This is a genomic window from Pseudarthrobacter quantipunctorum, from assembly GCF_045291495.1.
Classification (GTDB): domain Bacteria; phylum Actinomycetota; class Actinomycetes; order Actinomycetales; family Micrococcaceae; genus Arthrobacter; species Arthrobacter quantipunctorum.
On the sequence record NZ_CP148033.1, the window covers coordinates 251641 to 277243 of the forward strand.

Consider the following 25603-nt stretch of genomic DNA (forward strand, 5'->3'; position numbering starts at 1 on the left):
TTACTGGCTGACGCGCTGGCGGATGGCCCAGCTGAAGGCCGTTTCCTGCGGTTCCTTGTACTCGAGGCCGATGTAGCCCTCGTAGCCGAGTTCGCGGCTGCGGGCGATCCACTCGCCGAGGGGGAGGGTGCCGGTGCCGGGGGCGCCGCGGCCGGGGTTGTCCGCGATCTGGATGTGGCCGAAGTCCTTGGCATGGTTTTCGATGACAGCTGCCACGTCATCGCCGTTGACTGCGAGGTGGTAGAAGTCGGCGAGGAGCTTGATGTTGCCGACGCCGGCCTCCGCCTTCACGCGGGCGATGACCTTGATTGCGTCGGCAGCGGTGAGGAGCGGGTACTTGGGTGCTCCACTGACCGGTTCGAGGAGGACGGTCCCGCCGATCCGGGCAACGCCTTCGGCGGCTGCGGCCAGGTTCTTGACCGCCAGTTCGTCCTGCTCCTCGGGGGTGAACTCGTCCTGCCGGTTGCCGTAGAGGGCGTTGAAGGCCTTGCAGCCCAGGCGTTCTCCGATGCCGGCTACGACGTCGATGTTGTCCTTGAACTCGGAGCAGCGTCCCTTCCAGGAGACCAGTCCGCGGTCGCCGCCGGGCATGTTGCCGGCGTTGAAGTTCAGGCCGGTGAGCTGAACGCCGGCGTCCTGGATGGCGTTCTCGAATTCGGTGATCTGGGCGTCGGACGGGACGGAGCTCTCGAAGGGCCACCAGAACTCAACAGCGTCAAAGCCGGCTGCCTTTGCGGCGGCGGGGCGCTCGAGCAGGGGCAGCTCCGTGAGGAGGATGGAGCAGTTCACTGTGTACGTCATCGTAGGTCCTTCCAAGGAGGGCTTTGATCCATCTTCCCTTGCTTCCAGTCTTCAAACTTTCCGCTTTGTGGAATTTAGATTCTGCTTTATGAAAAGTGTAGGGAAGGAGGGGGTGGTGAGTCAAGGGGCCGCAGTTTGCCCGGGTGCGCTGCCTCAGGGAGCCTGCACGCAAAAGAGCCAGGGGTGGTGGCCCCTGGCTCTTTTGCTTTTTTACTTATTGAAAAGTCCTGCCCTGTCAGCGGCCTCTCGTAACTTCAACGACCTCGCTCATCTCCCACTTGGTCCAGTCGGACCAGTCCCCGTTGCCCTTCTGCACACGGAAGGAGACCACGTGGTAGACCTCTTCGGCGCCCCGGCGGTCCAGGTTGCGCACCTTGTCAACGCTGTGGATGATCCTGGCCTTTTGGTCGTTCTTGTCGAATTCCTCATAGAAGCGCGAACGGCCCAGGAAGTCGTCCGTGCGCCGCGGGCCCTTCTCGTCCTCGTAGCGGAGTTGGCGGATATGGACGGTCCTCTTGCCGTCCTTCTTGCCGTCTATGTCGTCGCATTGGACTTTGATCCTGAAGTCGACCTTGTTGCCGCGGAGGTCCTTGGGGTCCAGTGGCTTGACGGTACACCCGTGCCGGTCGTCACGCCGGTCGTCATGCCCCAGGGCTGGGCCGGCGAACGCCACGGAGCCCCCGAGCAGGCCCAGTGAGAGAAGCGGGACCAGGGCGATCCTGGCCCGGGTTGAGCGGATTCCTGTTGATGGAGTGATGGACATTTGTGCTCCTGAGAAGGATGCGGTTCACAATTTTTAAGGGTGCGATTCCCCATGTGGGCCGAGTAGGCACGCGCCTGGCTGAGCATCGCGATCAGCGTGGCGGCCGCAGCCCGCTTGTCCCGTTTTCAAAGTGCGCCCTGCTAGTGGGGGGCGTATGTCCGGCCTCATTGAATGTTGTGATCCGGTAGTTCAATCCTGCTCCTGCAATCCGGCCCGCGCTAGGGTGGTGTCTACCCTTTTTGGTTGCGCTCCCACCCGCGCCTAGTGCGTCAGGTCCTTGCCCTTCGTCTCGGGAATGGTGAACACGAACGCCGCACTGACCACCAGCAGCACCACCGCGTAAATATTGAACAGCTGAGGCATGCCCATGGTGGTTCCGAGCCACTGCTGCAGGTACGGTGCGGTGCCGCCGAACACTGCCACGCAGATGGAGTAGGGCACCCCCACGCCAACGGTGCGGATGGATGTCGGGAACAGTTCGGCGTAAACAGCGGGGACAATCGCGGCGCTCGCAGCAATGAAAATCAGCATCACGGACATGCCTACGGCCAGCTGCCAGGCTGAATCCTTGAGCAGCCAGGTCATGGGGAAGTGCATTACCGCGGAGCCGATGGCCCCGGACCACAGGACTTTTTTGCGCCCGATGCGGTCAGACAGCTTCCCCCAGAAAGGAAGGGCGGCGATGAAGACGATGTTGGCGATGACGGCGGCCCAGAGTGCCTCGCCGCGGTCGATCTTCAGGGCGGTGGTGGCGTAGCTGGGAGCCACGACTCCCCAGACGTAGTAGATGACGGTAAGTCCAACCGTGAGGCCGATGACCTGGAGTGCCTGCTTGCGGTGGCGGACGATCTGCGGCCAGAGCGGAGCCCGCTTTTCGGCCAGCGATTCGCCCTCGAACGCGTCGGTCTCGTGCAGCCGTGACCGCATGATCAGTGCATACAGCCCCATGGCCGCGCCCAGCAGGAACGGGATGCGCCAGCCCCAGGCGTTCATGGCCTCCGCGGTCAGGGTCATGTTAAGGACGGCGCCCAGCAGTGTGCCGAACAGGATGCCCACGGTTCCGGAGGTATAGATCAGGGTGGCCCAGAATCCGCGGTGCTCCTTGGGAGCCATCTCGGACAGGTAGGTCTGCGACGACGGCAGCTCGCCACCGTGCGCCAGTCCCTGGACGAGCCGTGCCACGAGCAGCATCAGGGACGCCCAGGCGCCGATGCTCGCGAAGGTCGGAGCGATGCCGATCATCAGGCTGCCCAGTGAGGCGAGTCCGACGGCGAGGGTCATCGACGTCTTGCGGCCCACCCTGTCGCCGATCCAGCCGAAGAGGAAGCCGCCGAAAGGCCGTGCCACAAAGCCGACGGCGAAAATCGCCAGGGTGGACAGTACCGCCGACGCGGGGTCGGCCTTGCTGAAGAGCTGGCTGGCAATGAAGGGCGTGAAGGTGGCGTAGATGGCCCAGTCGTACCATTCGACGGCATTGCCGATGCCGGTTCCGACGATGGTCTTGGTGGTGGACACGCGTCCAGTCTGCTGCTTGGTTACTGCAATGGACATGCTTACTTCCTCAGGTTCGTGGTGAAGAGGATGGGGATGGGAAGGACGACGGCGGGTCAGGCCGCCGCCGCCAGCGTGGCAAGGCGCGAGGTGGCCAGTTCGGCGTAGAGCGCGGCTCCATCAGCCAGCACGCCGTCGTCGAACGTTGCGTACGGGGAGTGGTTGAACGGTGAGGTGGCAGGATCGCCGCCAGGGGCGACGGCGCTGAGGCCGACGAAGGTGCCGGGCACTTCTGCCAGTACCCGGGAAAAATCTTCCGAACCGCTCAGGGGAGTGGCCCAGCGGGAAAGGCGGCGCTCGCCGAAAAGTCCAGAGATGACCTTCTCCGCGGTGTGCGTTTCGTCCTCGTTGGTGATGGTGAGCGGGTATTCTTCCTGGTAGTCCACATGGACCTCCACCCCATGGGCTGCCGCGATTCCCTTGAGCAGGCGCGGCACGGCCTCCATCATCCTCAGCCGGGAGGCTTCGGAGAAGGTGCGGACCGTCGCCTCGATGCGGGCGGTCTCCGGGATGATGTTCCGCTTGGTGCCGGCATGCAGCACACCCACTGAGAGCACCACCGGATCGAACATGTTGAACTGCCGGGTCACCATGACCTGGAGGGCAGTGACCATTTCGGCAGCCACGGTGACGGGATCCTTCGCAGCATGCGGGGCGGAGCCGTGGCCGCCTGCGCCAAGGACGGTGACCTCCAGCCCGTCCGAGGCGCTCAGCATCACGCCGGGCTTTGTGCAGAAGGTGCCGTGGGGCTCGAGGGAGGAAAACACATGCATCCCGTAGGCCGCCTGCACGCGGGTTCCGGCGGCATCAAGGACGCCCTCGCGGATCATGTAGCTGGCACCGTCGCAGCCTTCTTCGCCGGGCTGGAACATGAGGACGACGTCGCCCTGCAGCTGGTGCTGCTTCTCGGCAAGGAGGGTGGCGGCTCCGGCGAGCATCGAGGTGTGCAGGTCGTGGCCGCAGGCGTGCATGGCGCCGTCCGCCTGTGAAGAGAACTCAACGCCGGTCTTCTCCTGCACGGGAAGGCCGTCCATGTCCGCCCGGAGGAGCACCGCGGGCCGCTGGGTGCCGGTGGTTCCTGCGGCGGCCTTGCCCCCGCGAAGCACCGCGGTGACGGAGGTGGTTTCCTTGCCCAGGGTGATCTCGAACGGAAGCCCGTCGAGGGCCTGGAGGACTTTCTCCTGGGTCCGCGGCAGGTGCAGCCCGATTTCGGGGTGCCGGTGAAGGTCGTGGCGGAGGCGGGTGAGGTCCCCCTGCAGTTCCTTGGCGTCTTCAATTACGGGCACTTGTTACTCCTGGGCTCAGCTTTCCGGGTCTGTGGACTATTCTGGAGTGGCGCAACTCACATTGCGTGAAAGCGCTCGATATATCCTCTTTGGAGCCGCTTTTGACAGGATTCATGCTTGGTGACGGGGGAAGTGGTGGAACTCAGTGAGGAGGACCTGGCCCTCATCCAGGTGCTGCAGACGTATCCGCGGCTCGGCTGGGCAGACGCTTCCAAAGTGCTGGGGGTGCACGCCACCACCCTTGCAGCCCGCTGGGAACGGCTGACCTCAAGCGGGGCGGCGTGGGTGACGGCGCACCTGGCGGGGGATCCGAAGCAGATGCTCCTCGCCTTTGTGGCGGTGGATTGCGACATGAACCTGAGGGACAGTGTGACGGCGCAGTTGGCAGGCATCCCGGGGATCGTCACCGTGGAGGAAGCGGCAAGCAACCGGGACCTGATGCTGACCGTGGTCACCAGGTCGCTGGAGGAGTTCAGCGCCTCGGTGGTCGCCCAGTTGAAGAACATTGAGGGGCTGATCAAGTACCAGGCGGCCCTGTGCACGCGGCTTCACACGAGCGCCGATGAGTGGCGCCTGAATATCCTGAGCAAGCCGCAGCTGGCCATGCTTCGGACACTCGGGCATCAGGGCGGCCCGGATGCCCATCAGGCGGAGGCGGGGCAGCTCCCGCAAAGCCACCTGGACCTGTTGCCATTCCTGGCCCGCGACGGCAGGGCAACCGCGGCCCAGATCGCGCGGGAGTTGGGGCGGCGTCCGGCAACGGTGCAGCGGCAGCTCAACCGGGTGCTGGCCAGCGGCATCCTGTTGTTCCGATGCGAAATCGCCCAGGCGCATTCCTCCTACCCGGTGACGTGCCAGTGGTTTGCCAACGTTCCGGCGGGGCAGCACGAGGAAGCGGCCACCGCCATCCGGACCATTAAGAATGTCCGCCTGAGTGCCTCCACCACAGGGCCCACCAACTTCGTGATCATCATGTGGCTGCAGTCCCTTGCGGACGTCATGACTGCCGAACTTGCCCTCCAGCAAAAGGTCCCGGGGATTCACCTGGTGGAAAGCGTGGTGATGCTGCGGACGGTCAAGCGGGTGGGCTGGATGCTGAACGAGGACACCACATCCAGCGGAACGGTGGTGGTCCAGTCAGCGGCGCTGCCGGCTGCGGACTGAACCACCGTTGTTCGCGGACTGAACCGCCCGGATTACTGGGAAAGCTCCGCAGCCTCGTGCGCCTCGAAACGGCCACGGCCCTGTGGAACGGGGGCAGCCGGAACCTTGCCACGGGCGCTCTTGGCGAACGGTTTCCGGGACTTGGACGGATCAACCGAAATCGCCTCGGGGACTTCGCCGGCCGGGTTGGCGGGGCGCCGCAGATGCCAGTCGGTCACGGCCTGGTAGGCGGCGGCCACGGCCAGGAGCCGATCCTCCGCGAACGGCTGGCCGCCGAGGATGGTGCCCACCGGGACGCCTGCCGAGTCAAAGCCGATGGGCAGAGCGAGCTCGGGCAGCCCGATCGCGTCGAAGGGGTTGGGGCTGGTCTGCAGCACCACATCGCACTGCTCGAACAGGTCGTCCAGGACGCGCTCCAGCAGCAGGACCTTGGCGCGCTGGCCCAGGACGTACTCGCTGGCACCCAGCATGGAGCCCTGCAGCCAGCCGGTCACGGACACCCCAAAGCTGCGGAGGTCCTTGCGCAGCATGGGGAGGAACGGCTCGCTCCGTTCCGGCAGCCGCACATTGTTGAAGGCTGTGCTTGTCAGTGTCTCCCAGTCCTCGGGCAGCCGAACGTCCACAACCTGGATTCCCTCAATGCCGGCCAGCTTGTCCAGGAAGGCCCTGCGTGCTGCTGCGGTTTCCGAGGATCCTGCGGTGAAGTCCGGGATCACGCCCACGCGGGTGCCCCAGCGCATGGCCCCCTTGTTGCCGCGCTTCACTGGAGTTGCGGCTGTGATCAGGTCTGGGACCGGCGGTAGCCCGAGGGTCCGCGGGTCGTTGGGATCCTCCCCGGCCATGGCGGTGAGCATGATGGCTGCGTCCTTGGCATCCCTGGCGAGCGGGCCGGGGTGGTCGCGTGTGTAGCTCAGTGGGATGATGCCATACAGCGAAACCCGGCCCATGGTCGGCTTGAGCCCGGTGAGGTTCTGGGCGTTGGAGGGTGCGGTGATCGAACCGCCTGTCTGGGTTCCCACGCTGGACGTTGCCATCCGTCCCGCCACTGCGGTGGCTGAGCCTGAAGAGGATCCGCCCGGATTTGTCCGTGGATCTCCGGGGGTCCAGGCATTGACGGTGGTGATGCGTCCGTCCGGAGTGGTGGCGCGGGTGGTGGCCAGCGGCCCCATTTGGGTCTTTCCAAGGACGATGCCGCCGGCACCTGTCAGTTTTGCCACTGCCGTTGCGTCGAATGGGGGCGTGAAGTCCTTGAAGATGTAGGAGTTGGCGGTGGTGGGGTAGGCGCGGGTGTAGTAGTTGTCCTTGATGGCAAGCGGGATGCCGTGGAGGGGCCCCTTGTAGGCGGCTCCGGCCAGGGCCCGGGCACTTGCCAGGGCATCGTCTGCGGCCACCAAATTGAACGCCTGGTAGTCCGCATCGAACGCGCCGATCCGGTCAAGGTAGGCCTCCACCAGCAGTTCGGCGCTGAGCCGGCCCTGCCGGATGAGGCTTGCGGCTTCCGCGATGGTCAGTTCGGTGATGTCCGCCAGGGCTTCGGGCCGGACGTCCCCGTACGCGTTCGGGTTGAGCCCGGCGGGTGCCGCTGCTGAGGGCGCCGCGTGGGCAACAGCGGGAAGCGCCACCGCACCCAGGGAGGTAGCCGCTGCCAGAACGGCAAATCTATTGACGAAGGACCGGCGGTCAATGGTGCGGTCTGTCGGCTGGCTGTCAACGCTGTCCACCGGGTTCATGCCGTCCTCCGTGCAGTATCGATCGAGGGGTAAAGCGCGGGAGGGGCTGCCTGCTGGGACAGGAGTGCGGGGTCCGCAGTTCCGGCCGCACCGGCAAAAGGCACCTGGTAGGCGCTTAATTCAGCCACGGTGGTGCGCATGAAGGAGCGCAGGCTGGCCAGGACCGACGCCTGTCCTGGGCTTCCAGTCTTCGGGTCGCTGGCAGTTCCCGCGGGTAGCTGGTTGAGGTCGATGCCGAGGGATGCCAGGCGTGCCCGGATCATGGTGTCCAGTTCGGCGTCGGATGGGGGAGTGAGGGGCATGATGCTCCTTCTTCTACGGGGCTGGTGTTGCAGCCCGTACAGCTGAGACAGAGCGATACTTCCACTGGCCCGTGGCGGTGTCATGTCACAGAAGTTGCCGGCATATTTCCCGGTCCGCGGACCGCCAGGATTGATAGTTCCGCATTATGGATTTATCTTTCCGGAAACATGCCATCCCTAACGTTGCTCGTGACCCTGCGGCATCCGTGCCGCCGTCCTCCAGCGAACAGGCACCGGCATGAACGTCAACGCGCCCGCGGCAGCACCTCCCGCTTCAAGGAAGCCGCTCTACAAATCCCTCTTCTTCCAGATCCTGGTGGCCGTTGTGGCCGGCATCCTGATCGGACACCTGTGGCCGGACATCGGCGCGGCCCTACGCCCCTTGGGCGACGGGTTCATCCAGCTCATCAAGATGATCATCGCGCCGCTGATCTTCCTGGTGATCGTCACCGGCATAGCTGCGGTCAGTGACGTCAAGGCCGTGGGCCGCACAGGCGTCAAGGCGCTGATCTACTTCACGGCAGCCACGCTGTTTGCGCTGGTCTTCGGCTTGGTGGTGGGGAATGTGGTCCAGCCGGGCGCGGGACTGAACATCGATCCGGCGTCGCTCTCCCAGGACGCCCTCAACGCCAAAACCGCCACGGCACCGCCGAAGGATGCCGGCGCCTTCATCCTTGGAATCATTCCCACCAGCGTGGTGGGCGCGTTTGCCAGCAACAGCCTGCTGCAGGTGCTGTGCTTCGCTGTGTTCTTCGGCGCGGCGATCGTCGTGGTCGGCCGTGAACGCTGCCTGCCCGTCGTCACGCTGATGGAAACCGTGCTGGAACTGTTCTTCAAGATCATGGGCTGGGTCATGCGGGTGGCTCCGGTAGGTGCTTTCGGCGCCATGGCGTTCATCATCGGCCAGTACGGCCTTGGCTCGCTGAGCACGTATGCCCTGCTGATCGCGGCCTGCTACGGCGCAGCGATTGTGTTCATCGGCCTGCTGTTCGTGGTGGCGTGGGTCTATCCGCGCGTGCCGCTGTGGCAGTTCATGAAGTACACCCGCGAGGAATTCCTCCTTGCCCTGGGCACGGCCTCCACCGAATCCGTGCTGCCGCGCATCATGGCCAAGCTGACCAATGCCGGCTGCTCCCGTGCCACCACCGGCTTGGTGGTCCCCACCGGGTACTCCTTCAACCTCGACGGCGCCGCGCTGTACCTGTCCATCTCGCTGCTGTTCCTGGCTCAGGCCTTCGGCTACAACCTGGACCTCGGCCAGCAGTTGGCCGCGCTGGGCGTCCTCATGCTGACGTCCAAGGGCATGGCCGGTGTTCCCGGATCGGCGTTCCTGGCACTGTCCGCCACGGCGGGTGCTTTGGGAATCTTCCCCGTGGCCGGCGTAGCGCTCCTCCTGGGCGCAGACCGGCTGATGGACTCCATGCGCGTGGTGGTGAACCTGTTGGGCAACTGCGTCGCCACCTTCGTCGTGGCCAAGTGGGAAGGCCAGTTTGACCGTGCGGCCATGCTCCGCGCCTTTGCCGGTGAAACCACGACGACGGATGCGGCCTTGGCGCCAGCAGGAGCCCCTGTGCCCGGCGGCTTGGCGGAGGGGACCGCCGTCGAAGCCTCACCTCTGGGGGCGTCAGCGCCGGCCGTGAGATAGCCTCCGGGTTTGCCGCCCCGGTGCTGCACACTGTCCCTATGACCTTTGCGAATGTGGGAAGCCTCGAAACCAAGCCGGGCCAGCGCGATGCCGTCCTCTCAATCCTGGTCCGGCCCATGGCCGGGCTGAAGGAAGCAGGCTGCCTGCTCTACGAAGTGGGCGTGAATGACGCTGTGCCGGACACCGTGTTTGTTTGTGAGCTGTGGGAATCGCCGGAGGCGCACCGGGCTTCCCTGGAGCTGGAGAGCGTGCAGGCGGCGATTGAAGAAGCCATGCCCCTGCTCACCGGTGAAATGGGCGGCAACCAGTTCACGGTGCTGGGTTCCCCGCTCCGTTAGCTCCCGGTAGCTGTCTGCGCTTGCAGGGTTCTTACCTTGAGGCACTGTGCTGCGCCTGCCCCGGCAAGTAAGCTTCCCGGCATCGACTGGACATGGAGCAAAGGGGTAAGGGAGACACATGAAGCCGCTGCCTGCACTGGAACTTGTTACCCGCCTGGAAGACGCCGAGTGGCTGGACCCCGTTTCCAAAAAGATCCGGAAAGTGGTGAAACGGGCCATCCGTCCAAAGTGGGCGCGCGACGTCCTGCATGGAGTTCCCATTGGACATCCCGTCCATCCGCTTGCGGTCCAGGTGCCAATGGGTGCGTGGATATCCGCTGCCGTGCTGGACGCCTTGCCAGGTAACGACAGGGCGTCCGCGCTCCTGATCGGCCTAGGCACCGGCGCCGCTGTGCCTTCCGCGGTGGCCGGCTTTACCGACTGGACGCAACTGCACCCTCAACAGCAGCGGGTGGGGCTGGTTCATGCTGCCGCCAACATCACGGCCACGGGCCTCTATGCTGCTTCCTTGGTTGCCCGAGCCCGGGGCAGCCGGGGAGGAGGCAAGATGCTTGCTTACCTTGGCCTTGCCGTTGTGGGTGCAGGCGGTTTCCTGGGCGGCCATCTCACGTACCGGCAGGCCGCGGGCGTGAACCACAGCGAGGACATCCCGCACCGCTTCCCGAGCGGATGGCATCCGCTGGCGCCGCTGGCTGAACTGCCCGATGGGAAGCTCCACAAGATTGTTGTGGCCGAGATTCCGCTGCTTGCCTATCGGGAGGGGGATGCCGTCAGCGTATTGTCCGATGTCTGCAGCCACCTCTCCGGGCCGCTGCACGAAGGCAAGATCAAGGGCGGCAGGCTCCAGGACAGGGTCAGCCAGAATGGCGGCCCTGGTGACGGTGGCGATCCGTGCGTTGTGTGCCCCTGGCACGGAAGCACCTTCTCGCTGCGGACGGGGGAAGTGCAGGCTGGCCCCGCCACCGCGAAGCAGCCACTCTTCGAGACGCGCACGAGCGGCGGCATGGTGGAAGTTTGCCTGCCCGGGGCTGAGTAGACGCTCGTCTGAGGCGCTCGTCCGGCATGTGCTTGGGCCGCTGGGCAGGGTCTGTGTCCCTCCCGGGTGTAGGTCAGCTCTGCGCTCCTGACACGCGTTTCCTGGTTCGCGTCTGCTGGCTCCGGTTCCTGGGGTTTGGGGCGGTGCTTGGGCCGTCTTCCCGGGTCGGGGCTGTTGACCCCCGTGCGCCGGGCTGCCCGTGTCTGTGGGCATTTGGTGCCGGCTAGGTCAGTGCCGGGTCCCGGTCCCTGATGGGGTCCCAGTCACTCATGGGGTCCTGGGGCAGGACGGGCGGGAGGGCGTAGAAGTCGTCCCATAGGGGGTCGTCCGCGGGTATGTCGTCCAGGTCTATGAGGTTGTCATCTTCAGGTTCCTCCGGTGGAGGTTCCAGGTGCAGGAGGTCTGCGGCAGGGCAGGCACACGCGCCGGGCATGGGCGGGTAGGGCAGCACGCCGGGGACTTGCCCGCTGTGATGCTCCCCCGGATTCAACCCCGCCGGCAGGGCCAACATGACAGATTCCGGCCAGTGGGGTGGTTCCCAGTCCTGGTGTTCGCTCTTGTAATGCCGGCCGGACGGTGAGATCCAGCCAGGGGGTGCGTCCTTGGTGGCCGGTGTTGGTATCCACCCGCTGGAGTGCCGAAGTTTGTGGTGCTTCGGGCAGGGTTGTCCGAGGTTGCTGATCCCGGTGGTTCCGCCGTGCTGCCAGGCCAGGAGGTGGTCTGCCTCGTTATCCAGTGAGTTGTTGTTGCAGCCGGGGAAGGGGCATTTGCCGTCCCGCATCCGCAGCCAGTTCCGCATGGCTTTGGTAACGCGGTAGCTGGTCCGCCCGATCTCCAGCGGCGCCCCGTCCCGCGGATCGACAAGGACGCGGTGGAACGAATCGGCACCGTTCGCAACCAGGTCCCGTGCCATGGACGCCGGGATCGGCCCGAAGCCGTCGAGCATGGCCGGCTCATCGGTCACTCCCATCAGGGCGACTATCGGGACCGTGACGAGGACCTGCGCCCGGACGGACGACGACAGCCCGGCGGGACCCATCCCTGCACCCGCCCCGTCGCTGGTACCCAACCCGTCGCCGTTGCCTGTACCCAACCCGTCGCCGTTGCCTGTACTCACCCAGTCGCTGTTGCCTGCATGGAGGCTGGAAGTGTCTCCATTACCGCGACCGGTGCCGCGGCTGCTGCCGCTGGTGAGGATCGCTTCGGCGAACTCGTCGGCCCGGATCTGGGTGAGGGTGCGGGGCTCGTCGGGTCCCTGTGCGGCCCGGGCGAGGGCGTTGAGCCGGTTCCAGCCCGCCATGGCCTGGTGCGCGGGGAGGCAGGCCGAAAGCCAGGCCATGCCGTCCTGGTCCGGCCGGTAGTCGACCCGCCGGTCGGCTACGCCCTTGGCGTGGCGCTTCTCGATCGATTCGGGATGGTGGCGTTCGCGCCAGGTCCTGGCCTTGGCCTTGAACCGGTAGGCGGGCATCTCCCCGATCGTGGCCGCTCCGGCGGGCCTGGGGGTGTCCGGGTCCAGGAAGTGCTTCTCCAGGGCCGCTGCCCCGGCCCGGTCAAGACCGACGGCCTGGTTCACCATTTCCCGGGCATGAGCCCAGGAAATCGTCCCGGACCCCAACGCTGCGAGGGTCCGGGGCAACGACGTGGTCAGGGCATGGGACTCAGCCAACAGGGCACCGGCGGCACGGTCACCGATCACCAGAGCACACCCCACCTCGGCCACCAGGCTCCGCTCCTGCGCCGTGGCCTCATGCGGTGAGGACGGCGGACCGTTCAGCAGGCTCGTGGCGGCAGCGAGCACCTGAACCGCCTGCGCCTTCAACGCCGCCAGCTTCGCCTCAGACCGGGCCACCCCGGCCAGAACATCCAACGCCCCATCAGCAACCCGCTGCAACGGATCATCACCAGCCCAGCCAGCGCCGGCACCAGGCCCAGCGGCGCCATGACCGGAAACAGCCGTGCCGCCGCCCGCGAGCACCGCCGCAAAAGCAGCCACCGAAGCGTCAACCACCGCCTCCGCCTCCACCACCGCCGAATTGCCTTCCATGAATCCATCCTCATGGGAGGGTCTGACATTTAAGGGTCAGGCAACCGGGCAGCGCTACTCCAGCGGTGTGACCCACTGATCCGGCGGTGTTACCCACTGGCCCCGGCGCATGACTCCGGCAAGGTGCAGGTCCCGGTCAACAATGACGACATCAGCCCGCATGCCGGCGTGGAGGTCGCCCACTTGCGGCGCCAGTCCCAGTACGGAGGCAGGCACGGCCGTCGCCGCGCGGACCGCATCCTGCAGGGGGACACCTGCTGCCACCGTGGACCGGACAACGTCCAGCAAGGTAGCGGTTCCGCCGGCAATTGCCCCAGTGGTGTCCACCCTGGCCACGCCCTGGTCCACCGTGACAGCCAGCGTACCCAGGCGGTACTGGCCATCCTGCAGGCCAGTGGCGGCCATCGAGTCGGTCACCAGTGCAATGTTTTCCGCCCCCACCAGCTCGAACACCATCTTGACGGTCTCGGGAGCCAGATGGACTCCGTCTGCAATCAGCTCCACCACGGCGTTGCCGGCATGGGCCGCGCTGATGCTGGCCGCTACCGGGCCGGGGGAGCGGTGATGCAGGCTGGGCATCGCGTTGAACAGGTGCGTGACCGTGGGGCGGACCCGCCCGGTGGAATTCCCTGGCCCGGCCAGTCCTGCGGCTGCCTGTTCCAGGAAGGAAACCGCGGTGCCGTGGTCCGCCGCAGTGTGGCCCAAAGATGGAATGATCCCCCGCGCAGTGAGCATATCCACCATGGCTGCAGCGCCAGGAAGCTCGGCCGCCAGCGTCATGGAAGCCAGCGAGGACCCTGCCGCCTCAAACAGGTGGGCCAGAAGTCCAGCATCCGGCCCGCACAGCAGCGTGGGATCATGGGCGCCGCACTGCCCCGACGCGAGGAAGGGGCCCTCCAGATGGGAACCAGCGATCAGGCCGTCATCAGCCAAGTCCCGCAGGACTGTCAGGTTCCGGACCAGGTTTTCCGGCGATCCCGTGACCAGGCTGGCCAGCAGCGTGGTGGTTCCCCGGCTGTGCAGATACCGTGCCGCTGACCGGGCACCTTCGGCGGAACCTTCAGAGAAGTCCGACCCCAGCGCCCCATGGCAATGCACGTCCACCAGCCCGGGCATCAGGATGCGCCCGGCCGCCTCAGGTAAGGTGCCGTCAGTCCCGGCGCCCTTACCAACGTCCAAGCCAAGCCCAGCAAGTCCCGACGCCGGCCCGGCATAGGTGATCACGCCGCCGTCGAACGCCACGATGCCGTCGGGGACGTCCATGCTTCCCGTGACGATGCGGCCACGAAGTATCACATCAGTACTCATGGTTCCGGCCTCCCGTTGTCAGTGCTGCCGCCAGCCGCGCTGCCAGCTCAGGATCGGCAGCATCTGCGCGGTCCGTACCCGAGCTCCCGGCCAGGCGTGGCCGCGCCGAGGTGTGCACGGCGTGAACGCCGGCGTCGAGCAGCGACGGTACCAGGTCCAGCGTCACTCCTCCGCCTGCCATGATCTGTACCGACGGCGCGTGCGTGCGTCCCAGCTCAACCAAACGGCCCAGCACGCTGAGGCCGGCAGCACAGTCGGGACTGCCGCCGCTGGTCAGGACGCGGTCCACGCCTGCCTGCTGGAGCCGGGACAGCGCGCCAGCAGGGTCGACGCCGGCAGCCAGGGCAGCATCGAATGCCCGGTGGAACGTGATTTCCGCTGACGGGTCGGACTGGCGTGCCGCAGCAACGATTCGGCGGAGGGCAGTTACATCCGGCCCGCCGTCGGCCCCGAGCACCCCCACCACCACACCCGAGGCGCCGGCGGCCAGAGCGGCGGCGACATCGCGCTCAATGACGTCGAGTTCGGCACTGGAGTACGTGAAGTTGCCCGGGCGCGGCCGCACCAGGACGTGGACGGGGAGCCCAACACGGCAGGCCTGTTCAACCATGCCGATGCTGGGCGTGATCCCCTCGGTCTGGGCGAGGGCTGCGCAAAGTTCAACGCGGGCCGCGCCGACGGCGGCAGCCAGCCGGACGCCGTCGGCATTCTCCACGGCGAGCTCCAGCTGCGGCCGGCTGACAGCAGCAAGGGGCGAGCCCTGGCCCGTGCTCAGAGCCCCTGCCACGCCGGCTTCCGTCCAAACGTGTCCGTGTAGTAGTCCCGGTGGGCCAGCCGCGAGGCCGCTGCCTCATCCACCAGGACCGAGACGTGCGGGTGCAGCTGGAGCGCGGACGCCGGGCAGATGGCGGCGACAGGGCCCTCGACGGCGGCTGCGATGGCTTCCGCCTTGGCCTCGCCCATGGCGATCAGCAGCAGGTGCCGGGCCTCGCGGATGGTGCCCAGTCCCTGGGTCAGGACGTGGTCCGGGACATCGTCCGCGGAGTCGAAGAAGCGGGCGTTGTCCTGCCGCGTCTGCCGGGTGAGCGTCTTGATCCGGGTGCGGGAGCCCAGAGAGGACATGGGTTCGTTGAAGCCCACATGCCCGTCCGTGCCGATGCCCAGGATCTGGATGTCGACTCCTCCCGCCGCGGCAATCCGCGCCTCGTACTGCTCCGCCTCGGCCTGCGGGTCCGCCGCCATGCCGTCCAGGCCATGCACGGCGTCCGCAGCAAAATCCACGCTGGCCGTGAACTCGTCGCGGATCACCGAATGGTAGGACTGCGGGTGCGTGCTGGGCAGGCCCACATACTCGTCGAGGAGGAACGCCTGGGCGTGGGCGAAGCTCAGCCCGCCGGTCCGGTGCCGTTCAATGAGCTCCTGGTAGGTGCCCAAAGGGGTGGACCCGGTGGCCAGTCCCAGGACGCACGGGCCGCGGCGGACCTGCTCCTCGATGGCGTCTGCAGCCGTGCGGGCTACGTCGGCAGGGGTGGGAAGGACGATGATTTCCATGCGGTGAAGCTGCTTTCAGTTGCTGGTTGCTGGGCGCTGGGTGCCGGTGCGGCGGCTTGAACGAGGAAGGGGAACGCCGTTACTTGGCGGCGTCCGTCTCCACCGTGACCTCGTCATCCTCACGGCCGGGCGTCCGCAGGTTCCAGCGCTTGATGACGATGGAGAAGAGGAAGTAGTAGATCACCGCGTAGCCGAGTCCGATGGGGATCAGCAGCCAGCCGTTCTCCGATTTGCCGAAGTTGAGGACGAAGTCGATCAGGCCGGCGGAGAACGTGAAGCCATGGTGGATGTCCAGGGCGTTGACCAATGCCATGGAGGTGCCGGTGAGGACTGCGTGGACGATGTACAGCGGGAAGGCAACGAACATGAAGGAGTATTCAAGCGGTTCGGTGATGCCGGTGAAGAATGCGGTGAGGGCGGTGGAGAGCATGATGCCGCCCACGATCTTCTTCTGCGAGGGCTTGGCGTGGCGCCAGATGGCAAGGGCTGCCGCCGGCAGGCCGAACATCATGATGGGGAAGAAACCGGTCATGAAGATGCCTGCGCTGGGATCACCGGCGAAGAAGCGGTTGAGGTCGCCGCGGACCAGCTGGCCGGAAGCGTCGGTGTAGTCGCCGATGAGGAACCACACGGCGGAGTTGAGGATGTGGTGCAGGCCTGCCGGGATGAGCATGCGGTTGGCGAAACCGTAGACGCCGCCACCGGCCACTGCGTTGCCCGCCACGGCTTCGCCCACTGCCGAGAGGCCGGCGTTGAAGAGCGGGTAGAACAGGGCAAGGACGACGCCGGCTGCCAGGCTGGTGACGGACGTCAGGATGGGCACCAGGCGGCGGCCGCTGAAGAAGCCCAGGAAGTCCGGCAGTTTGGTGCGGTAGAACCGCTGCCAGAGCATGGCGGACAGCAGGCCCACCACGATGCCGGCCAGGACGCCGTAGTTGATCATCGCTGGCTTGCCGGCGGGGTCAACCTGCCCGGCCAGGACCAGCGGGGACATGGCCTTGAAGACGCCGTCGATCACCATGTATCCCACTACCGCTGCCAGTGCGGTGGAACCGTCGGATTTCTTGGCCCAGCCGATTGCGATGCCGACCGCGAAGATGAGGGGCAGCCAGGTGAACACGGCATTGCCTGCTGCGGAGATGACTGCTGCGCCGCCCTCGAACCCGGGGATGGCGCCCAGCAGGTCGGCCTGGCCAATGCGCAGCAGGATGCCGGCTGCGGGGAGGACGGCGATGGGCAGCATCAGGCAGCGGCCCAGCCGCTGGAGGGTGGCGAAGGCCTTGTTCGGCTTCTTCTCTGGAGCCAGGGCGGCGGTCTCGGATGTTGACATGGTTACACCTCTGCGGGGATCGGGTGGGGGCTTGTGAAGAAACGGTTCCAGCCGGTACTGTCTGGTTATGACCAGTTCAGTGTGATTCATCCCACGAGTGCCTGTCAAGGTAGAAGATCTTCCAGCAGGCGCTGACAGTTCCGATGAACGGGAACATAATTGGTCGCACTTGGGCCGCCGGTCCTGGTGCTGAAGCAGTGCTCCGCGGGGCACCGTCAGAAAGGGCAGCCATGTCCAAAGCAGAAAAGATCATTGAGGGCCTGGGCGGCGCCGCCAACATCGTTGAGGTCGAGGCGTGCATCACCCGCCTGCGCACCGAGGTAAAGGATGGGTCGCTGGTTAACGAGGCCGCCCTGAAAGCAGCCGGAGCCCACGGTGTCCTTGCCGCCGGCACCGCAGTCCAGGTGATTGTTGGCCCGGAGGCGGACAACCTGGCCGAAGACATCGAGGACCTGCTCTAATGCCGGAAACGCTGGTTGTCCACGCGCCCCTCAGTGGCAGCGTGGTTCCGTTGTCCGACGTCCCGGATCCCGTCTTCGCAGGCCAGATGGTGGGTTCAGGCGCGGCCGTTGAGCCTCCCGCAGGGGAGGCGTTCGACGTCGTGTCACCCGTTGCCGGAAAAGTGGTCAAGCTCCTGCCGCACGCCTTCGTAGTGGTGGAGTCGGCGGGGCGGGGAGTGCTTACCCATGTGGGTATCGATACCGTCAAGCTCAAGGGCGAAGGCTTCAAGCTGCTGATTGCCCAAGGCGACACCGTGGGCGCCGGTGAGCCGGTGATGCATGTGGACCCGGCCGCCGCCCTGGCGGCCGGCTACTCGATGGTGAGTCCCGTCGTCGTGCTCGATACCAAGCCGGACACCGCAACGCTCCTGGCAGCCGGTGCCGTGACTGCCGGCGCCGCCCTGTTCTCACTGGACTAGGCGCTCGCCCGGGTCCGCTTAGAGCCGGACTTCCATGGTGAGAGAGTAGCGGTCCGAGCGGTACCAGGAGCGCGAATGCTCAATGGCCAGGGGACCCGAATAGGACACCCGGTCGAAGGCCAGCACCGGCGCACCCGTTCCGGTTCCGAGGAGCGCCCCCACGTCGGCGGGGGCGCCCTCGGACCGTACGCTTTGCCGTGCCCGGTCAATCTGGTGGCCAAACTGCGCCGCCAGCGCCTTGTACACCGATCCGGTCAGGTCGATCTCCAGAAGTCCGGGGGCGTGCTCCGGGTTGTACCAGGCGTCATCCACGCTGACCGGCCGCCCGTCCGCCAGGCGGAGCCGCTTGAGGTGGACCGCTTCGGATCCAGGGGCAAGGCCCAGTGCTTCGGCGGTGTCCTCAGGGGCGGTGGCAGCTTCCGCCACCAGTACCACGGTGCTGGGGACGTGGCCCATCGCCTCCATTTCCTGGGTGAAGGAGGCGAGGTGCAGCGTGGACTGCACGGGGGAATCTGCCACGAAGGTGCCCTTGGCGGGAACCCGGACCAGGTGCCCCTCGTTGACCAGGCGTCCGATTGCGGCACGCACCGTGATCCGGCTGACGCCATAGGAATCCATGAGGGTCCGCTCGCTGGGAAGCTTGGCGCCCGGTTCCAGTTCTTCCCTGGCGAGCTTGAGGATGATTGTCCGCAGTTGCTCGTGCTTGGGGATCTGGGAGTTGTTGATGGCCGTGCCCGCCGCCTCGGCGGTGCTCCTTTGTGTGGCGGACAATCCGGCTCCTCCTGATCCTGGAGCGGTCCGGTAAGGACCACTTCCTCGGATTATTCCACAGCCAGGGCAGCGGGGGGACTGCCGCGTGCTTCCCGGCCCGACTGGCGGGCTGGCTTGCAGCGGTCAGGCAACCAGTTCGGCGTCGGAGGCAACAGGAGCCTGTTGTGTCGTCTTGCTGCGGAGTGCCAGCATGAGGGCGGCGCCTACAAGGGCGGGTGCAGCGAAGGCCATGGCAGCGGCCGGAACGCCGCCGCCGAAGCTGACCAGCAGCGCCCCGTAAGTGGGTCCTGCAATAGCTCCGATCCTGCCCACAGCCAGGGCCCAGCCCAGGCCGGTGGCGCGTGTGGCCGCGGGGTAGAACTGGGCGATGTAGTCGTTGATCATGTTCTGCGTGCCCAAACCGCCAAAGCCCGCGACGGCGGCAAGGACCGTCATCACTGCGGCAGGCGGGTTGACGGACATCAGCAGCAGGGCCGCGGCGGCGCTGACGAAGCCGACGATTACCAGCGGCCGGGGCCCGAACTTTTGGCTGGCGATCGACGCTAGGACGGTGCCCACTACGGCACCCACCGAGTACGCCAGCAGGAAGGATACGGAGGAACCCACGCCGTATCCGGCCGTCCGCATGATCTGCGGAAGCCAGGTGCTGACGCCGAAGATGGTCAGCAGGCTCAGGACGGTAATGGCCCACAGCAGTGCGGTTGTGCGGGCGGTGCCGTTCGCGAACAACGCACGCGTTGGCGAGATGCGGATGCTTGAGGCCGGCGCCTCCGAAGTTCGGGGGAGGCCGTAGGCGGCTTCGATGCGGTCTGCCTCGGCACTGCGAAGTTGGGTCCGCAGGAACGACGGCGACTCGGGCAGCAGAAACCAGGCGAAGGGAACCAGGAGCAGCCCGCCCGCGCCGATCGCGTAAATGGGGCGGAATCCGCTGGATTCCAGCAGCGCCAGGGACGTCAGCGACGCCACTACGGTGCCCGTTGCGGGTCCGGTGAGGACGGCGCCGAGGACCAGGGACTTCTTGCCGGGCGGGGCGAACTCGTTGGTGAGGGCCACCGCCGTCGGGAGCAAACCGCCCACGCCGAAGCAGGCGATGAAGCGGAACACCGCGAAAAGCTCCCAAGTGGGTGCCATGGCGCAGGCCAGCATGGCTAGTGAAAATAAGGCAAGGGCACTGACGAAGATCCGGCGCCTGCCCAGCCGGTCAGTCAGCGTGCCCACAATGAGGGAGCCCAGCAGCATCCCCACCAGCGCCAGGGAGCCCACTGCACCGGCGGCCGCCGGTGTCACACTAAACGGAGCCGTCCCGATCAGCCCGGGCAGGGTGGCGCCGTAAACATAGAGGTCGTAGCCGTCGGCGAGCAGACCGAGCCAGCACAGGATGAAGATGCCTAGGAGTGATTTTTTGGGGGCATTGGAGTTCATCGTTGATTCCAATCAGGGTCAAGGCGGCTACCGTCGCCGCGGTCGTAAATCAGCTTGTGCCTTGGCGCCAGCCCTACAGTAAGTTCTTTTCACTCAGTGAAAAGACACTTTGTGGCACGCACCACATCCCGGAGGCTGATGAAGGGAAAACATCCAAATGACGGAGGCAGGAATGGCGGGAGCAGGACGGGCCGCGGCGCAGCCGGCCGTTCCGGGCCAGCCTGTCCTGGTCCGGGCGCTCAGCCTGCTGGCGCAGTTCACCGAGCACCGCAGGGCCCTGGGCCTCTCGGAGCTGGCCAGACTGGCGGGCCTGTCACCGGCCACATGCCTGCGGCTGGTCCGGCACCTGACTGAATGGGGTGCGCTGGAGCGCCTTGAGGACGGACGCTATGTGGTCGGAGTGCGGCTCTGGGAGATCGCCTCGCTCTCGCCGCGCGGCCACGGTGTGCGCCAGGTGGCCCTGCCGTACCTCGAGGACTTGTATGAGGTGACAAGGCACCATGTGCTGCTGTCCGTTCTTGAAGGCCGGGACGCCGTGCTTATCGACAGGCTTTCCTCCCGTATGGCAACTGAGGTGGCCTACAGGGTGGGCGGCCGGATGCCGTTGCGCACCACCGCCGTCGGGCAGGTCCTGCTGGCTTATGCCGACGCCGAACTGCAGGCGGAGATATTTGCCCAGCCTGCCCCCGCCGAGTTGGGCACTGGCGATCTTTCCTCTGCCGGACTGCGCGCGGCGCTGGCGGGCGTGAAAAAGTCCGGCGCCGCCGTCGTCCGCAGGGCCCAGCCCTCCCGGACCATTTCTGTCGCAGCCCCCATCCACGGAGCAGATGGCGCTGTGGTGGCCGCGCTCTCCATCGTGGTCCCCGATGCATCAACCCCGTCCCATGAGCTGGTTCCGCTGGTCCGCGCCGCCGCCCGGGCAATATCCCGGAACCTGGGCCATAAGCCGCTGGCAAGCGGTGCCTGGCGGCACCCGGGGCCAGTGGGGGCAGCTCCGCCCGGTGCCTGATCCGAGGCGCTGCGCTGGCAGGAGTTCTGCCGGAAAGTTATGGCTCCGCTCTTGTTCCGCCGCGGCCAAACGCCATAAGCTGATAAACACTAAGTATGCTTCCTATCTCCAAAAGGGGTTGTACCAATGCGAAAAGTACCTGCGCTTGGATTGATGACGGTGGCAATGATGGCCCTTGCTGGCTGCACGGGCGGCGGGGGCGGAGCTGCGAGCCCGTCCGCCTCGGAAACGCCCTCCCCAACGGCTGAGGCGAAGGTTTACACCGAGGATGAGCTCCGCGAAATGATCTCCGGCATGACGGACGAGGATGGCAACGAACTCAAGCTGTACTCCAAGGAACAGGTGGACCAGGGCGGCAACATCGCCAACCTCCTCCTGAGCACGGCAACCGTGGATCCTGAGGACTGCAAGGACATTGCCACGGCGGGACTGCTGGATACTGTGGAAAGCGGCGAGATCGCCGTCGCGCTCTCCGAAGGCGACCAGCCGCGCACGCTGTCCGCGCAGTCGGGCAGCGAGGGGCCGGACGCCGTCGAGGTCCTAAATGAGATCAGCGGCAAGATGGGCCAGTGCGCCACCTTCTCCGTGGAGGCGCTGGGGCAGACCTACGAGGTGACCAGCGAGGAGGTGCAGGCGGACACGGATGCTGACAAGACCTTCGCCACGCTCAGCTCGCGCAGTGGCGAAAACCAGCAAAAGCTGATGCAGGTCTCCGCTGCCGAGGGCCGGCTGCTGGTGGTTGCCACCAAGAGCGGCGCCGACCTGGGCGATCCGGACCAGAAGGAACTTGAGGACCTCATCAACGAGGTGCTGGAAAAGGCCGACGGCGGCAGCGCAACGTCCAGCCCGACGTCCACCAGCACGTCCGGTTCCACCAGCACGTCGTCACCGAGCGGGTCAGCCTCTCCTTCCGAGACTGAGAGCGAGCCCGAGGAAACAGAGATGACCTCGCCTTCACCGACTGCGTCTAACTAGAACTTTCCCTGCAGCAGGACGGCGGGCGGACCCCTGGGTCCGCCCGCCTTCTGTCTCTTACAGCCTGGGTGTGGTCATATGGCCACCGGGGGCCGGCCCTCCGTAGGGGCCCGCCCCAATTCGTGCACCACCCGGGCAAGGCGGCGCGCCAACTCCGGAACGGGGACCGAAGCGTCCATTTTTTTGAAGCTCCCGTACTCGGGCAATTGACGGTAGGCGTGGGCGAAAGCCGCCAAATCCTCCAGCGTCTCGGTATCCGAACCACGTGCCGCGATGCGCTCATGCGCAACGCCGGGGTCAACTTCCAGGTGCACCACGGCATCAGGGGCAGGAAGTTTGCCCAGCAGCCACGGAAGCAGGCGGCCCCGCGGCAGCCCCTTGGTGGCCCGCAGTGCCAGCTGGCAGTAGAGGTGCCGGTCCATCACCACCAGGCCCTCAGTACGGCTGGCGCGCAGATGGTTTAGCAGCACGTTCCACACCCGGAACGTGGTCTCCAGGGCGTCGGCAACGCGGCGGGGCAGCCGGAAGCCCAGCCTGGCGCCCAGGACTGACATGCTGCGCCTGCCCGCGTGGTTGTTCAACAGCGTTGCCGTGCCGCCGTCGGCCAGGACGGCGGACACCAGGACACGGGCGGCCGTGGACTTCCCGGAACCGTCGATTCCGGTCAGGACAATAAGCAAGTGGCCTCCTTCCGCCAGAGGGTTTAACGCAGGGCATGCCGTGGAAGTCCCGGCTGAGTCCCAATTCACAGGTTCACGGCCCATTTCACAGGTTCGGGCCTGCTTTTCATAGGCCCGGCTGGGGGAGCCAGCCAGACTCCAGTCCGCCACTTCCTGCTGCCGGGCAGGGTCAGCCCGTAGGCTGGAGAACGGTGCGGGGACAGGCCCGGGCCGAACGCCGCAGTTCCCGAGCGAAAGGCAGAACCATGACTGCTAGCAATGACGAGCCGCAGAACGCCGCAGACCTTCGGGGCCCGGGTGACCCGGACGCGGCCAAGGAGGCCAAGCAGGCACCGCAGGGCGGCCAGCACCCGGAATTACCCGGTGCCGGCAATATCCGCGAGGAGCAGCAGGCCCACGCTGCCGGGACCGTCCCGGCGTCCTACACGGGCAGCGGCCAACCGTCCCAGGAGGACAAGCCCGAGGACGCCCTGCAGGAACCGGGAACCTGGGACGACGAGGTCTGACGCATTTATGATTACCCGCGCCGACGTGGAACAGGCAGCGCGACGGACGGCAGGCCTGACCCGGCTGACGCCTGTCCTGGAAGCTGACCCCGGGGATTTCCCCGGTCCGGTGTGGTTCAAGTGCGAGTTCATGCAGCACACCGGAACCTTCAAGGCCCGCGGCGCCCTCAACCGGGTCCTGGCCGCCAAGGAACGCGGTGAGCTGAAGCCGGACGTCGGCGTGGTGGTTGCCTCCGGCGGCAACGCCGGCCTGGCCAACGCCTACGCGGCTGCACAGCTTGGCGTGCCCGCAACGGTGTTTGTCCCTGACGCAGCCCCTGCCGTGAAGGTCCGCAAGCTCAAAGCCATCGGAGCGGCGGTGGTGCAGGGCGGCGCCGAGTACGCGGACGCATACCAGGCAGCCATCGAGCATGCCCGGGAAACCGGCGCCGTCTATTGCCATGCCTACGATCAGCCCGAAATTGCCGCCGGCGCCGGAACCGTGGGGCTGGAGCTTCTCGACCAGGTGGGCGGGGTGGACACCGTCCTGGTAGCGGTCGGCGGAGGCGGGCTGATGGCGGGAATCGCCGCGGCCGTGGAGGGCAGGGCCAAGGTGGTAGCCGTGGAGCCGGAATCGGCCCCTACCTTGAACGCTGCACTGGCGGCCGGAAAACCGGTTGACGTGCCAGTCTCGGGAGTTGATGCGGATTCCCTGGGTGCCCGCCGCCTCGGTGACATCGGCTTCTCCGTGGCGGTCCGCGCCGGCGTCGAAAGCGTCCTGGCGTCCGACGCCGCAATCACCGAAGCGCGCCTGAAGCTGTGGGACAGCTACCGGATTATCGTGGAACACGGCGCGGCCGCAGCCTATGCAGCGCTCACGTCCGGGGCCTACGCGCCGGGCCTGGGCGAGCGGGTTGCGGTCATACTCTGCGGTGCGAACACGGACGCGGCCACCCTCACGTAGCCGGGTCAGGCGGCAGCGCGCTGTCAGCAGAAATCAGCTGCAGAACTGGCTGTACGTGCTGCCGGCTTCCTCGTAGCCTTCCGTGAGCTCAGCGAGCTTGTCCTCGTCCGGAGTTTCCTTCGCCTGCTCATCGGTGTATTCGATGATCGACTCAAGCGCACCCTTGAGGTCGTCCGAGGCGACGGCGTGGATGGGACGGATCTGGTTTGCCAGGCGGTTCATGCCGGTCTTGCCGGCGTTGTTGGCCGGGTTCGACACAACGGACTGAATGCGCTCGCAGGTTTCCGCGGTGGTGAGCTGGTTTGAGGTGGTGCAGGCGGTTGCGGAGACAACGAGTCCGGCGGCGATCAGGGCTGTGGCGAATTTCTTCATGGATCCCTCAGTAGTTGATTGAGGTTTCGATTGTAAGCAGAATCCCGAACCATACGCCGGTCCCAGGCCCTGCCCCCTCGACTGTGAAGGGGGCGCCGAGCTCTGGCGGGGCTTCCGTGGGGGAGCTTAAAATGGGACCACCATCGTGCGGAGCTGCCGCAGATTGGGCCCCGCGCACCAGCCCAATCCAGGAACTATTATGCGCAAAACAGTACGACGCCGTGCCGTTGGTGGATTTATCGCGCTTCTAGCCTTGCTGCTGCCCACGGCAGTGCCGGCAGGCGCATCCACGTCTTCCGGGGACCATGTCATCGTCCTCCGCGGGGCCGGCTCGGCCGAAGGCATCGCGGCCGGTGAGGGAACAACCTTCTATGCCGGAGAACTGTTGACCGGCGATATCTTCCGCGGCGACATCCGTGACGGAAAGGCCAAGCGTTTCATCGACGCACCCGAGGGCCGGATGGCCGTCGGCATGAAGGCGGATACCCGCAATGACCTGCTCTTTGTGGCCGGCGGTACTTCCGGCAAGGCGTACGTCTACGACACCGACACCCGCAAGCCGGTCAAGGAATATGACCTTGCCCCCGGCTTCATCAATGACGTCACCCTCACCCGCGACGGCGCCTGGTTTACCAATTCAGCCGCGCCCGAGCTCTATTTCCTCCCGGTGAGCGGGCGGGGCGAGCTCGGAAAAGCAGCGGACGTGGAGACACTGGAAGTGGGCGGTGAGGCGGGCAGACCGCTACAACCCGGCCAGTTCGGGTTCAACGGCATCGCAGCAGCCGGGGACGGCGACGTCCTGATTGTGGCCCACACCCAAAACCAGGCCCTCTACACCGTGGATCCCGGCACGGGAAAGAGCAAGAGGATCAAGGGGCCGGACCTCAAATTCATTGATGGCATCCTGGTGAAGGACCGCACCGTATGGGCGGTCCAGAACATGGCCAATCAGGTCAGCCGCCTCAAACTGTCCAGTGACCTGACTTCCTTCAGGGTTAAGGACGTCATCACCAGCAAGCACTTCAACGTCCCGACGACGGTGGCCAGGTTCGGGGATACGCTCGCCGCGGTCAACGCGAAGTTCGGACAACAGCCGCCGCCAACCCGGTACGAAGTGGTCCTGGTCCCGGCCTGGGACTAGGACTGGATGCCGGTTG

General features: G+C 66.1%; 26 protein-coding genes. 11 read left to right on the forward strand and 15 right to left on the reverse strand.

Translation table 11 applies throughout. The annotated features are described in order from the left end of the window. The 4 genes from WHH00_RS01140 to WHH00_RS01155 form a co-directional block, all read right to left on the reverse strand. A complete protein-coding gene (locus WHH00_RS01140; protein WP_406635778.1) occupies window positions 1–801 on the reverse strand; it encodes a hydroxypyruvate isomerase family protein in 801 nt (266 codons plus the stop codon). 235 nt (window positions 802–1036) lie between these two features. Beyond that, window positions 1037–1564, reverse strand: a complete 528-nt coding sequence (locus tag WHH00_RS01145; RefSeq protein ID WP_406635780.1) for a hypothetical protein — start codon at window positions 1562–1564, stop codon at window positions 1037–1039. A 261-nt stretch (window positions 1565–1825) separates the two neighbouring features. After that, window positions 1826–3115 (reverse strand): MFS transporter, encoded by a 1290-nt coding sequence (locus WHH00_RS01150; protein ID WP_406635782.1) that lies wholly within the window; start codon window positions 3113–3115, stop codon window positions 1826–1828. Between the two features lie 56 nt (window positions 3116–3171). Further along, window positions 3172–4401, reverse strand: a complete 1230-nt coding sequence (locus tag WHH00_RS01155; RefSeq protein WP_406635784.1) for a M20 family metallopeptidase — start codon at window positions 4399–4401, stop codon at window positions 3172–3174. Between the two features lie 135 nt (window positions 4402–4536). Between WHH00_RS01155 and WHH00_RS01160 the strand changes: the two genes are divergently transcribed. Beyond that, window positions 4537–5565, forward strand: a complete 1029-nt coding sequence (locus tag WHH00_RS01160) for an Lrp/AsnC family transcriptional regulator (protein WP_406638460.1) — start codon at window positions 4537–4539, stop codon at window positions 5563–5565. Between the two features lie 32 nt (window positions 5566–5597). Here WHH00_RS01160 and WHH00_RS01165 read toward each other — a convergent pair whose 3' ends face one another. Both WHH00_RS01165 and WHH00_RS01170 read right to left on the reverse strand, forming a co-directional pair. Next, window positions 5598–7295 carry an amidase gene (locus tag WHH00_RS01165; protein WP_406635786.1) on the reverse strand — a complete coding sequence of 566 codons (1698 nt, stop codon included), beginning with the start codon at window positions 7293–7295 and terminating at the stop codon, window positions 5598–5600. Further along, the gene (locus WHH00_RS01170; RefSeq protein WP_406635788.1) at window positions 7292–7597 is read right to left on the reverse strand and encodes a hypothetical protein; all 306 of its coding nucleotides are present in this window, start codon (window positions 7595–7597) and stop codon (window positions 7292–7294) included. The genes WHH00_RS01165 and WHH00_RS01170 overlap by 4 nt, the downstream gene beginning before the upstream one ends. A gap of 238 nt (window positions 7598–7835) precedes the next feature. On the opposite strand from WHH00_RS01170, the gene WHH00_RS01175 reads away from it, so the two are divergent. The 3 genes from WHH00_RS01175 to WHH00_RS01185 all read left to right on the forward strand — a co-directional run bounded on the left by WHH00_RS01175 (window position 7836) and on the right by WHH00_RS01185 (window position 10616). Continuing rightward, window positions 7836–9242: a cation:dicarboxylate symporter family transporter gene (locus WHH00_RS01175; protein WP_406635790.1), complete on the forward strand. Its 1407-nt coding sequence runs from the start codon at window positions 7836–7838 to the stop codon at window positions 9240–9242. 38 nt (window positions 9243–9280) lie between these two features. Continuing rightward, window positions 9281–9580 (forward strand): putative quinol monooxygenase, encoded by a 300-nt coding sequence (locus WHH00_RS01180; RefSeq protein ID WP_231453788.1) that lies wholly within the window; start codon window positions 9281–9283, stop codon window positions 9578–9580. 118 nt (window positions 9581–9698) lie between these two features. Further along, on the forward strand, window positions 9699–10616 hold the full coding sequence (locus WHH00_RS01185; RefSeq protein WP_406635792.1) for a Rieske 2Fe-2S domain-containing protein: 918 nt from the start codon (window positions 9699–9701) through the stop codon (window positions 10614–10616). A gap of 223 nt (window positions 10617–10839) precedes the next feature. Here WHH00_RS01185 and WHH00_RS01190 read toward each other — a convergent pair whose 3' ends face one another. The 5 genes from WHH00_RS01190 to WHH00_RS01210 form a co-directional block, all read right to left on the reverse strand. Then, complete coding sequence (locus WHH00_RS01190) at window positions 10840–12660, reverse strand: DUF222 domain-containing protein (protein ID WP_406635794.1); 1821 nt, start codon at window positions 12658–12660, stop codon at window positions 10840–10842. Between the two features lie 54 nt (window positions 12661–12714). Further along, a complete protein-coding gene (locus tag WHH00_RS01195; RefSeq protein WP_406635796.1) occupies window positions 12715–13968 on the reverse strand; it encodes an N-acetylglucosamine-6-phosphate deacetylase in 1254 nt (417 codons plus the stop codon). Beyond that, window positions 13958–14755, reverse strand: a complete 798-nt coding sequence (locus WHH00_RS01200; protein WP_406635798.1) for a copper homeostasis protein CutC — start codon at window positions 14753–14755, stop codon at window positions 13958–13960. The genes WHH00_RS01195 and WHH00_RS01200 overlap by 11 nt, the downstream gene beginning before the upstream one ends. Further along, window positions 14740–15519, reverse strand: a complete 780-nt coding sequence (gene nagB, locus WHH00_RS01205; protein ID WP_406635800.1) for a glucosamine-6-phosphate deaminase — start codon at window positions 15517–15519, stop codon at window positions 14740–14742. Before nagB ends, WHH00_RS01200 begins: the two co-directional genes overlap by 16 nt. Window positions 15520–15598: 79 nt before the next feature. Next, entirely contained in the window at window positions 15599–16849 is a 1251-nt protein-coding gene (locus WHH00_RS01210) for a PTS transporter subunit EIIC (protein ID WP_406635802.1), read from the reverse strand. A 230-nt stretch (window positions 16850–17079) separates the two neighbouring features. Here WHH00_RS01210 and WHH00_RS01215 point away from each other — a divergent pair, with 230 nt between their 5' ends. Together WHH00_RS01215 and WHH00_RS01220 are read left to right on the forward strand one after the other, a co-directional pair. Continuing rightward, window positions 17080–17310 (forward strand): glucose PTS transporter subunit EIIB, encoded by a 231-nt coding sequence (locus tag WHH00_RS01215; RefSeq protein WP_013602544.1) that lies wholly within the window; start codon window positions 17080–17082, stop codon window positions 17308–17310. Continuing rightward, on the forward strand, window positions 17310–17768 hold the full coding sequence (locus WHH00_RS01220; RefSeq protein ID WP_406635804.1) for a PTS glucose transporter subunit IIA: 459 nt from the start codon (window positions 17310–17312) through the stop codon (window positions 17766–17768). The genes WHH00_RS01215 and WHH00_RS01220 overlap by 1 nt, the downstream gene beginning before the upstream one ends. Window positions 17769–17786: 18 nt before the next feature. Here WHH00_RS01220 and WHH00_RS01225 read toward each other — a convergent pair whose 3' ends face one another. Together WHH00_RS01225 and WHH00_RS01230 are read right to left on the reverse strand one after the other, a co-directional pair. Beyond that, a complete protein-coding gene (locus tag WHH00_RS01225) occupies window positions 17787–18539 on the reverse strand; it encodes a GntR family transcriptional regulator (protein ID WP_406635806.1) in 753 nt (250 codons plus the stop codon). Window positions 18540–18662: 123 nt separating this feature from the next. Then, window positions 18663–19961 (reverse strand): MFS transporter, encoded by a 1299-nt coding sequence (locus WHH00_RS01230; protein ID WP_406635808.1) that lies wholly within the window; start codon window positions 19959–19961, stop codon window positions 18663–18665. Window positions 19962–20118: 157 nt separating this feature from the next. Here WHH00_RS01230 and WHH00_RS01235 point away from each other — a divergent pair, with 157 nt between their 5' ends. Beyond that, window positions 20119–20970, forward strand: coding sequence for an IclR family transcriptional regulator (locus tag WHH00_RS01235; RefSeq protein WP_406635810.1), 852 nt, complete (start codon window positions 20119–20121; stop codon window positions 20968–20970). Between the two features lie 126 nt (window positions 20971–21096). Then, entirely contained in the window at window positions 21097–21945 is an 849-nt protein-coding gene (locus WHH00_RS01240) for a hypothetical protein (protein ID WP_406635812.1), read from the forward strand. Between the two features lie 74 nt (window positions 21946–22019). Here WHH00_RS01240 and WHH00_RS01245 read toward each other — a convergent pair whose 3' ends face one another. Next, on the reverse strand, window positions 22020–22625 hold the full coding sequence (locus tag WHH00_RS01245) for a dTMP kinase (protein ID WP_406635814.1): 606 nt from the start codon (window positions 22623–22625) through the stop codon (window positions 22020–22022). 245 nt (window positions 22626–22870) lie between these two features. Between WHH00_RS01245 and WHH00_RS01250 the strand changes: the two genes are divergently transcribed. Both WHH00_RS01250 and WHH00_RS01255 read left to right on the forward strand, forming a co-directional pair. Further along, complete coding sequence (locus tag WHH00_RS01250; protein WP_406635816.1) at window positions 22871–23131, forward strand: hypothetical protein; 261 nt, start codon at window positions 22871–22873, stop codon at window positions 23129–23131. 7 nt (window positions 23132–23138) lie between these two features. Beyond that, complete coding sequence (locus WHH00_RS01255; protein WP_406635818.1) at window positions 23139–24074, forward strand: threonine/serine dehydratase; 936 nt, start codon at window positions 23139–23141, stop codon at window positions 24072–24074. Between the two features lie 33 nt (window positions 24075–24107). Here WHH00_RS01255 and WHH00_RS01260 read toward each other — a convergent pair whose 3' ends face one another. Continuing rightward, window positions 24108–24446, reverse strand: coding sequence for a hypothetical protein (locus WHH00_RS01260; RefSeq protein WP_231453773.1), 339 nt, complete (start codon window positions 24444–24446; stop codon window positions 24108–24110). 199 nt (window positions 24447–24645) lie between these two features. Between WHH00_RS01260 and WHH00_RS01265 the strand changes: the two genes are divergently transcribed. Beyond that, window positions 24646–25587, forward strand: coding sequence for a hypothetical protein (locus tag WHH00_RS01265; protein WP_406635820.1), 942 nt, complete (start codon window positions 24646–24648; stop codon window positions 25585–25587). Window positions 25588–25603: the final 16 nt, after the last annotated feature.